The sequence below is a fragment of the Pseudomonas sp. genome (genome assembly GCF_030696055.1).
Lineage (GTDB): Bacteria > Pseudomonadota > Gammaproteobacteria > Pseudomonadales > Pseudomonadaceae > Aquipseudomonas.
Window position 1 is genome coordinate 1 of the sequence record NZ_JAUYNP010000235.1, and the last position, 7,142, is coordinate 7,142.

The window sequence follows — 7,142 nt, forward strand, 5'->3', positions numbered from 1 at the left end:
CAATGTGTTCTTGCGCTATTTCCCGGAAAAGCTGCAAGGCCCCATCGACCGTTACCAGCACGAAACCCGTCGCCTCTATGAGGTGCTCAATCGCCGCCTGGGCGAGGCCGAATACCTGGCCGATGCTTACAGCATTGCCGATATCGCCACCTATCCCTGGGTGCGGGCGCACGACTGGGCGGGTGTTTCCGTCGAGGGGCTGGAGCATCTGCAGCGCTGGATGGCCGCACTCAATGAGCGCCCCGCGGTGCAGCGCGGTTTGCTGGTGCCGCGCCGCGAAGAGGACGGCGATCAACTGATCAAAGCCGCCCAGTCGATGCTGATGCAATGAGTCCGGCGCTGCGTTGTGTGCTTGGGCTGGCGCTGCTGTGGGCGAACGCTGCGGGCTGGGCGGCGGATATCGCCGGCAGTCGGGACCTGGACGTGCTGCCACGTTTTGCCGGCAGCCAGATTGTTCGTTTCAAGGAAGTCGCCGCGCAGGAGCGCATCTACCCGCAAGGGTCGATCCGCCGCATCAGTGACAAATTGCGCTACGAGCGCGAAGTGGTGGCCCAGGGGCAGTTGACCGCGCTGACCTACGAATTGCCGCGCAGCCATTCCGCCGAGGAAGTGTTCGCCGCGGCCCGCGAGGCCTTGCAGGCCCAGGCCGCCGAATTGCTGTACTGGTGCGTGGGCCGCGAGTGCGGCTCCAGCAACCTGTGGGCCAATGCGGTATTTGCCAATGCCACCCTGTATGGCCCCGATGAGCAGCAAGCCTATGCGTTGCTGCGCCTGGCCGCGCCGGGGCAAGACAGCCTGCTGGCGCTCTACAGCATCACCCGGGGCAGCAAACGGGCCTACCTGCATGCCGAACTGCTGCAGGCCAGTGCCCCCCTGGGCGAAATCCTGCCGACGCCCGCCACCTTGCAGCGGCAATTGAAAAGCAGCGGTGCGTTACGCCTGGCCCAGCTGGGCGAACCGAGCGAGGCCTGGGTGGCGCTGCTGGCGCGCAGCCTGAATCAGGACAGCACAATGCGCGTGAGCCTGGGTGGGGCGCACGCCGAAGCCTGGCGCGAGGCCTTGATCGCGCAGCGGGTGCGGGCGGCCAGGTTGGAGTTGGGCGCGCCGACTGGCAGCGGTCTGCGGATCGAGGTGCTGCGCTAGGGGCATGGGCGGCATGTTGCCGAAGCAATCTCTGTGGCTCTGGGCTTAGGCGCAGAGCCGTTTTTCTTGGTGTTTGGAGCTGTGTGCATGGCTACTAATGATCGCTTGCTGGTGCAGATTCTGCTGCTTGGCTTGCTGGGCGCGAGCCTGTGGGTGTTGGCGCCTTTTTGGTCGGCGCTGTTCTGGGCCGCGGTGCTGTCGTTCGCCAGCTGGCCGGTGATGCGCGTCTTGACCCGCCGCCTGGGTGGCCGGGAAGCCTTGGCCGCAGGCCTGCTGACCCTGACCTGGACAGTGGTGGTGGCCGTACCCCTGGTGGTATTGGGTTTCAACCTGGCCGACCACATCAAGGATATGACCACCTTGCTCAAGGATTTCCAGGTCGAAGGCCTGCCGCCGCCCCCCGTCTGGCTGGCTGGCGTGCCCCTGATCGGCGAACGTTTGCTGGGCTTCTGGCAAACCATAGATCAGCAAGGCGCGGCGTTCTTCGCCGCCGTGCGGCCCTATCTCGGTCAAGTCGGTAACTGGCTGCTGGCGCGCAGCGCGCAGATAGGTGGCGGCGTGCTGGAGTTGGCCCTGAGCCTGATTCTGGTGTTCTTCTTCTACCGCGACGGGCCGCGCCTGGCGGCCTTTGCCCATAGTCTGTTGCAGCGCCTGATCGGCGAGCGCGCCGAACACTACCTGGAGTTGATCGCCGGCACCGTGCAGCGGGTGGTCAACGGGGTGATAGGCACCGCCGCCGCCCAGGCGCTCCTGGCCTGGATCGGCTTTATGATCGCCGGCATACCGGGCGCGCTGTTTCTCGGCCTGCTTACCTTCGCCGCCAGCCTGGTCATGGTGCCCCCCCTGGTCTGGGGGCCCGCCGTGGCCTGGTTGGTGTGGCAGGGCGAGGTGGGCATGGCGATCTTCCTCGGCATCTGGGGGCTGTTCGTGATCAGCGGCGTGGACAATATCCTCAAGCCCTACCTGATCAGTCGCGGCGGCAACCTGCCGTTGATCGTGGTGTTGTTCGGGGTATTCGGTGGCATTCTGGCCTTCGGCTTTTTGGGCCTGTTCCTCGGCCCGACCCTGCTGGCGGTGGCCTATAGCCTGCTCGGCGACTGGGTCGGCAGCGGGCCGGGGCAGGTTGTCCAGGTCGTGCCCGAGGCCGAGGAAAAGCAGCAGGGCTGAAATCCCTGTGCCTCAGCTGTAAGACTTAGCCTAGACGGACTTCACTAACGGCCAACCTATCCGCAGCAGCGGGTCGGTTGGCCGTTTTGCTTTAGGGGGGAGCCGCTGCTGGGCCCGGCCTTGGTCAATCTGCTGGCGCTCCATCTGGCCCTGGCCGACAATCTGCTCTTTGCCAAGACCGAGTAAGTTGCATGACCGATGCCGTACGCGCCGACGCCCCGCTGGATAAGCTGCCCAAGGCGGGGCGCGGCCGGCTGAAGGTCTTCCTCGGCGCGGCGCCTGGCGTGGGCAAGACCTTCGCCATGCTGCAGGCGGCGCAGGCGCAGTTGCGCCAGGGCGTCGACCTGCGCGCCGGTGTGGTGGAAACCCACGGTCGTGCGGAAACCGAGGCCTTGCTCGCCGGCCTGCCGCAGCAGCCCCTGCAACGCCTGGAGCAGCGTGGCGTGACGCTGCGCGAGATGGACCTGGACGGCATTCTCGCCCAGCCGCCCAAGCTGCTGCTGGTCGACGAACTGGCCCACAGCAACGCCCCCGGCAGCCGCCACGCCAAGCGCTGGCAGGATGTGCAGGAGCTGCTCGAGGCCGGCATCGATGTGTACAGCACGGTCAATGTGCAGCACCTGGAAAGCCTCAACGATCAGGTGCGCGATATCACCGGCGTGCGGGTGGGCGAAACCGTGCCGGATTGGGTACTGCAGGAGGCCGACGAAATCCTCCTGGTCGACCTGCCACCGCGCGAGCTGCTGGAGCGTTTGCGCGAGGGCAAGGTGTATGTGCCCGAGCAGGCGCGGGCGGCCATCGATGCCTTTTTCAGCCAGACCAACCTCACCGCCCTGCGCGAGCTGGCGATGCAGACCGCCGCCGCGCGGGTCGATGCCGACCTCAATCGGCGCTACCGCCTGCAAGGCCAGGAGGCCCCGGCAGTGCGCGGGCGCCTGCTGCTCGGTATAGACGGCGATGCCCAGGCCGAGCGCCTGGTGCGGCATGCTTGCCGAGTGGCCGAGCGGCGCCACTTGCCCTGGTCGGTGGTGCATGTGGATACCGGCGGCCAGCGCGACGAAGAGCGCCTGGGCAACCTGCAGGCGGCGCAGCAACTGGCCGAACGCCTGGGCGGTGAGGTGGTCAGCCTGCGTGGCGAAGCGGTGGCGCGGACCCTGATCGAGCATGCCCATGAACGTCGCGCCAGCCTGATTCTGGTCGGCCGCAGCCGTCAGCGCCTGCGCCGCCGTTGGCTGGGCCGCGGTCTGGCCGAGCGCCTGCTGGCGCAAGGCCAGGGCCTGGAGATCAGTGTGCTGGATAGCGAGGTCGACCAGGCGCCGGCCAGGCCTCGGGCAAGCCAGCCGCTGGCCTGGCGCGACTACCTGATGGCGCTGCTGGCAACCCTCGTCGCTGCCGCCATCGCCCTGGGCTTGGCGCGGTTACTGGAACTGCCGAATATTTCCCTGATCTTTCTCGCCGCGGTGCTGGTGGTGGCGGTGCGCAGTAGCCAGGGACCGGCGTTGGCCTGCGCCGGGCTGTCGTTCCTGGCCTACAACTTCCTGTTTATCCCGCCGACCCTGACCCTGAACATCCACCGCCAGGAAGATGTGCTGACCCTGCTGTTCTTCCTGCTGATGGCCGGCCTCACCGGCAACCTGGCGACTCGCCTGCGCCGTCAGCTGCAGGCCCTGCGCCAGACTCAGGCGGAAACCAGCGCGCTGCTCGAGCTGTCGCGCAAGCTGACCGCCGCCACCGACCGCCAGGCCGTATTGTCTGCGGCGTTGCAGCAGTTCGCCCCCTGGCATGGACTGGAGATCAGCCTGTTGGCGCGCAGCCACGACGGCGTGTGGAAGGTCGAAGCCGGCGTGCAGCGGCTGCTGACCGAGCAGGAGCGCGCCGCCGCCGATTGGGCCTGGCAGCATGGCCAGCCCGCGGGCCTCGGCACCGGCACCTTGCCGGGCGGGCGTTGGTGGTGGTGGCCGCTGTCCGGTGAAGCCGGCCCGCTGGCCCTGCTCGGGGTCAGCCCCAGGGACGGCGGGAGGCTGCCAGCGGAGCAACGCCGCTTGCTCGCCGCCCTCGGTCAACCGCTGGCCCAGGCCCTGGAGCGCGCGCAATTGGCCGAAGATCTGGAAGCGGCGCGCCTGCACGGGCAGACCGAGGAGTTGCGCAGCGCGCTGCTGGCCTCGGTGTCCCATGACCTGCGCACGCCGCTGACCGCCATGCGCGGCTCGATCGACAGCCTGCTGGCCATCGGCGAGCAGATCCCCCTGGCGGACCGCCGCGAACTGCTGGAGGGCACTCGCGATGAGGCCGAGCGCCTCGATCGCTATATCCAGAACCTGCTGGACATGACCCGCCTGGGCCACGGCGGCCTCAAGCTGACGCGCGACTGGGTGGCGCCGGCCGATATAGTCGCCAGCGCGCTGCAGCGCTTGCGTCAGGTGCTGGCGCCCTTGCGGGTCGAGACGCAGGTGCCGGACGAGTTGCCGCTGCTGTATGTGCATGCCGCCTTGATCGAACAGGCGCTGGTCAATGTGCTGGAAAACGCCGCACGCTTCTCGCCAGCCCAGGGCCGGCTGCGCCTGGCGATCGAGAGCGATAGGCAGGAGCTGCGCTTTAGTGTCAGCGACCAGGGGCCGGGTATTCCCGAGCACGAGCGGGCGAAGATTTTCGATATGTTCTACACGGCGGCCAGAGGGGATCGAGGCGGCCAGGGCACCGGCCTGGGCCTGGCGATCTGCCAGGGCATGCTGGGCGCCCATGGTGGGCGGGTCAGCGTCGGCGAGGGGCTGGATGGCCAGGGTGCCAGCCTGGTCCTGCATGTGCCGCTGCACCCGCAGCCGTTGTTGGAAGAAGAGTAGGGCTATGACCAGCAAGCCAAGCAGCATTCTGCTGATCGATGACGAAGCGCAGATTCGCAAGTTCCTGCGCATCAGCCTCAGTGCCCAGGGCTATCGGGTGCTTGAGGCGGGCACGGGCCAGGAGGGTTTGGCCCAGGCGGCACTGCACCAGCCTGACTTGCTGGTGCTCGATCTGGGCCTGCCGGATATGGACGGCCAGGCCGTGCTGCGCGAGCTGCGGGCCTGGTCGCCAATCCCGGTGCTGGTGCTGTCGGTGCGCGCCAGCGAGGGAGAAAAGGTCCTGGCCCTGGATGGCGGTGCCAACGACTACGTGAGCAAACCCTTCGGCATTCAGGAGTTCCTCGCCCGCGTGCGGGTGTTGCTGCGTCTGGCCGGTGGCGCCGAGCAGGCGGCTGCCAGCGTCGGCTGTGGGCCCTTGCAGGTGGATTTTGCCTACCGCCGGGTCAGCCTGGATGGCGTGGAAATAAGCCTGACGCGCAAGGAGTACGCGGTACTCGCGCAGCTGGCGCGGCATAGCGGTCGGGTGGTGACCCAGCAGCAACTGCTCAAGGATATCTGGGGCCCCAGCCACGGCGAGGACAGCCACTACCTGCGCGTAGTGGTCGGGCATTTACGCCAGAAACTCGGCGATGACCCCACCGCGCCGCGTTTTATCGTTACCGAGGCGGGTGTCGGCTATCGCTTACGCGACTCGGCCTGAGTCCTAGAACCTGTTTATGATCTGCTGCGCGTCGGCCATCCGGCGTTAAAAACAGCCTCGGAATGCTCATTTACAACTCGTAAACTGCGCTTCCTCGGCGTTTTGACCAGCCTTCGGCTGTTACTACGTAGCGCCTTGTCTGGCTTTAGCTCGCGAGATCGTAAACAGATTCTTAGAGATCGCCGCGCTCGTATTTGTCTAGCGTATCGCTGGCGATCTGCCGGCCGAGCATGATCAGCTCCGGGGCCTTGTAGAACTCGAAGAAGCGGCAGACCCGCTTGGGGATATTGATCAGGATGTCTGGCGGATAGCCGGCGATCTTGTATTGCGCCAGGGAGGTCTGCATCACCTCGAAACTCTGGTTGATCAGCTCCAGTAGGGACGCCGGGCCACTGAGGTCGGCCACCCGCGAGCCACTGGCGGATTTCGGTGCCGAGGCTTTGTCGCTGGCGCTGCGGCTGCTCTGTTGCCAGGGGTTTATGGTTTCGCCGCTCAACTGGCTGGCCTGGGATTCCAGTAACAGCAGCTCATCGTCATCGCCATTTATCCATTTGAAGTTGGGCAGGCGCGACCCCAGTGAGCTCATCAGCTGGTCGAGGCGGCCTTTCAAGGCGGGCGGGCGTTCGATCACCGGCAACTCGTAATGCCGCTGGTTGCTCGAGTTGAGGTTGACCGCGATGATCAAATCGCAGTGGCTGGACACCACCGGGATAATCGGCAGCGGGTTGAGCAGGCTGCCGTCGACCAGCATGCGTTTGCCCTGAATGACCGGGGTAAACAGGCTGGGAATCGCCGCCGAGGCGCGCATGGCCTGGTGCAGGCAGCCTTCCTGAAACCAGATCTCCTGCTGGTTGGTGAGGTCGGTGGCCACCGCGGTAAAGGGGATCGGCAGCTCTTCGATATTAATTTCGCCGACTATCTCGCGAATCTTGCCGAATACCTTCTCGCCGCGGATCGCGCCCAGGCGAAAGCTCACATCGAGCAGGCGCAGCACATCCAGATAATCCAGACTCTGGGTCCAGTCGCGGTATTCCTTGAGCTTGCCGGCGGCGTAGATGCCGCCGACCACCGCGCCCATGGAGCAGCCGGCGATGCAGGCGATGTCGTAACCGCGGGCTTCCAGCTCTTCGATGACGCCGATATGCGCATAGCCCCGCGCCCCCCCGGAACCCAATACCAGCGCTATGCGTTTACTCATCAGGCACCCCCAATCCATTATCCCTCGAACATACGCGCAGCATTGCCCGCCGCCAAGGCACGATTTGCAGGCCGTTGAGAAACTACTGCGCTCG

At 66.1% G+C, this 7,142-nt stretch carries 6 protein-coding genes; 5 read left to right on the top strand and 1 reads right to left on the bottom strand.

Annotated features, from left to right (window positions below; genetic code table 11):
- The 5 genes from Q8Q83_RS13915 to Q8Q83_RS13935 all read left to right on the top strand — a co-directional run.
- Positions 1–331, top strand: a 331-nt coding sequence (locus tag Q8Q83_RS13915; protein ID WP_305624661.1) for a glutathione binding-like protein, incomplete at its 5' end; no start/stop codon positions are given.
- Positions 328–1,143 carry a DUF4892 domain-containing protein gene (locus Q8Q83_RS13920; protein ID WP_305624663.1) on the top strand — a complete coding sequence of 272 codons (816 nt, stop codon included), beginning with the start codon at positions 328–330 and terminating at the stop codon, positions 1,141–1,143. The genes Q8Q83_RS13915 and Q8Q83_RS13920, both read left to right, overlap by 4 nt.
- 87 nt (positions 1,144–1,230) lie before the next feature.
- Positions 1,231–2,310, top strand: coding sequence for an AI-2E family transporter (locus Q8Q83_RS13925; protein ID WP_305624665.1), 1,080 nt, complete (start codon positions 1,231–1,233; stop codon positions 2,308–2,310).
- Positions 2,311–2,501: 191 nt separating this feature from the next.
- Positions 2,502–5,150, top strand: coding sequence for a sensor histidine kinase KdpD (locus tag Q8Q83_RS13930; RefSeq protein ID WP_305624666.1), 2,649 nt, complete (start codon positions 2,502–2,504; stop codon positions 5,148–5,150).
- A 4-nt stretch (positions 5,151–5,154) separates the two neighbouring features.
- Positions 5,155–5,850: a response regulator gene (locus Q8Q83_RS13935; RefSeq protein ID WP_305624668.1), complete on the top strand. Its 696-nt coding sequence runs from the start codon at positions 5,155–5,157 to the stop codon at positions 5,848–5,850.
- Between the two features lie 172 nt (positions 5,851–6,022).
- On the opposite strand, the gene Q8Q83_RS13940 is transcribed toward Q8Q83_RS13935, so the two are convergent.
- Positions 6,023–7,048 carry a patatin-like phospholipase family protein gene (locus Q8Q83_RS13940; protein WP_305624670.1) on the bottom strand — a complete coding sequence of 342 codons (1,026 nt, stop codon included), beginning with the start codon at positions 7,046–7,048 and terminating at the stop codon, positions 6,023–6,025.
- Positions 7,049–7,142 lie beyond the last annotated feature (94 nt).

Bases quoted from the DNA above. Each gene is read 5' to 3' on its own strand.
- Q8Q83_RS13935 (WP_305624668.1), top strand. From the start codon at position 5,155: ATGACCAGCAAGCCAAGCAGCATTCTGCTGATCGATGACGAAGCGCAG.
- Q8Q83_RS13940 (WP_305624670.1), bottom strand. From the start codon at position 7,048: ATGAGTAAACGCATAGCGCTGGTATTGGGTTCCGGGGGGGCGCGGGGC.
- Q8Q83_RS13925 (WP_305624665.1), top strand. From the start codon at position 1,231: ATGGCTACTAATGATCGCTTGCTGGTGCAGATTCTGCTGCTTGGCTTG.
- Q8Q83_RS13930 (WP_305624666.1), top strand. From the start codon at position 2,502: ATGACCGATGCCGTACGCGCCGACGCCCCGCTGGATAAGCTGCCCAAG.
- Q8Q83_RS13920 (WP_305624663.1), top strand. From the start codon at position 328: ATGAGTCCGGCGCTGCGTTGTGTGCTTGGGCTGGCGCTGCTGTGGGCG.